Source organism: Acidovorax sp. KNOB132, from assembly GCF_057541515.1.
This window is the reverse complement of record NZ_BAAJYT010000484.1, coordinates 1-1,654: the sequence shown is the minus strand read 5'-3', so window position 1 is coordinate 1,654 and position 1,654 is coordinate 1. Positions and strand designations below refer to the sequence as shown.

Annotated in this window: 3 protein-coding genes; all 3 read left to right on the top strand. The window is 75.6% G+C overall.

The features are described from left to right. Positions 1 to 349, top strand: a 349-nt coding sequence (locus tag AC27IO_RS23965; protein WP_498741166.1) for a PIG-L deacetylase family protein, incomplete at its 5' end; no start/stop codon positions are given. Between the two features lies 1 nt (position 350). Beyond that, positions 351 to 995, top strand: coding sequence for an SAM-dependent methyltransferase (locus AC27IO_RS23960; RefSeq protein ID WP_498741165.1), 645 nt, complete (start codon positions 351 to 353; stop codon positions 993 to 995). Next, the coding region (locus AC27IO_RS23955) for a glycosyltransferase family 2 protein (RefSeq protein WP_498741163.1) at positions 992 to 1,654 on the top strand (663 nt) is incomplete at its 3' end. The genes AC27IO_RS23960 and AC27IO_RS23955, both read left to right, overlap by 4 nt.

The window sequence follows — 1,654 nt, the reverse complement described above, 5'->3', positions numbered from 1 at the left end:
CGGCGCACCTGCAACTGGCGCCGGGCGCACGGTGTTCGTGCCGTGGCGCCACGACGGCCACCCCGACCACGAGGCCTGCGCCCGCGCCGCCCTGGCGGCGGCCCGCACGGTGGGGGCCTGCTGCATCGAATACCCCGTCTGGGCCCTGGTGCCCGAACACGCGGCCCACGCGCGGCTGCGCCATCGCACGCTGCGGCGCATCGCCGTGGCCGACGACCTGGTGCAGGCCAAGGCCCGGGCCGTGCGCGCCTTCCAAAGCCAGATCCAGCCGGACGGCGGCGTGGCGCCGGTGCTGCCGCCTTCGGCGCTGCAGGCCTGGAGCGGCCGCTTCGAGTGGGCGATGGCCTGACATGGGCGCGCCCCTGGCCGACACCGCGCACTTCGATCAACTGCACGCGCGCAGCGCCGACCCGTGGGGCGTGCACACGCGCTGGTACGAGCGCCGCAAGCGCGATCTGCTGCTGGCCGCGCTCCCCCATCCCCGGTACGCCCAGGGCTTCGAGCCCGGCTGCTCGGTGGGTGGCAATACGGTGGCGCTGGCCGCGCGCTGCGACCGGCTCATCGCATCCGATGCCAGCGCGGCGGCGCTGGAGCGCGCCGCCGCCACGCTGAACGGCGCCAGCCATGTGGCGCTGCGGCACTGGCGCTTTCCGCAGCACTGGCCCGAGGCCCCCAGCGACCTCATCGTGGTGGCGGAACTGGCCTATTACCTGCCGCCGGCCGACTTCGCCCGTTTCCTCGCGCAGGTGCCCGGGCATCTGCAGCGCGGCGGCCACCTGGCGATGTGCCATTGGCGCGCGCCGGTGGCGGATGCGCCGGCCCATGGCGACGGCGTCCACGCGCAGGCGCGGGACACCCTGGCGCTTGACCACGTGGGCGGCTGGTGCGACGAAGACATGCGCATCGACGTGTGGCAGAACGGGGGCGGCACCTCGGTGGCGGAGGCGGGCGGCGCGCAGGAGCGGCTGGCCCGTGCGGCGGAGGGCGCCCCATGATCGGCGTGTGCATTCCGGCGCACGATGAAGCCGCCCTCATCGGCGCCTGCCTGGATTCGGTGTGCGCGGCGGCCGCGCAGGTGCAGGAACCCGTGCGCATCGTGGTCGTGGCCGATGCCTGCCGGGACGCCACGGCGGCCCTGGCGCGCACGTGGGGCTGCGACGTGGTGGAGATCGGCGCGCGCTGCGTCGGCGCGGCGCGGGCGGTGGGCATGGACCACCTGGTCGGGCTCGGCGCCCGCTGGCTGTGCTGCACCGATGCCGACAGCCGCGTGCCGCCGCAGTGGATCACGGCGCAGCTGGCCTGCGCGAGCGATGCCGTGTGCGGCACGATCGGCGTGGAGGACTGGCACGAGCACCCCCTGCACGTGGCGCAGGCCTTCGCATCGCACTACCAGGACCGCAACGGCCACCGGCACATCCACGGCGCCAACCTCGGCGTCTCGTCCGCGGCCTACCGGCGCGCGGGCGGTTTTGCGCCGCTCGTGGCACACGAGGACGTGCGGCTGGTCGAGGCCCTGCTCGCCCAGCAGGCGACGGTGGCGTGGGTGCGCGACCCGCGGGTGATCACCAGCGCACGCTGCATCGCCCGCGCGCCGGAAGGGTTCGCGGCGTGGCTGCAGGCGCGCTGGGCACACGGGGGGGCGGGGTGCCGGCCG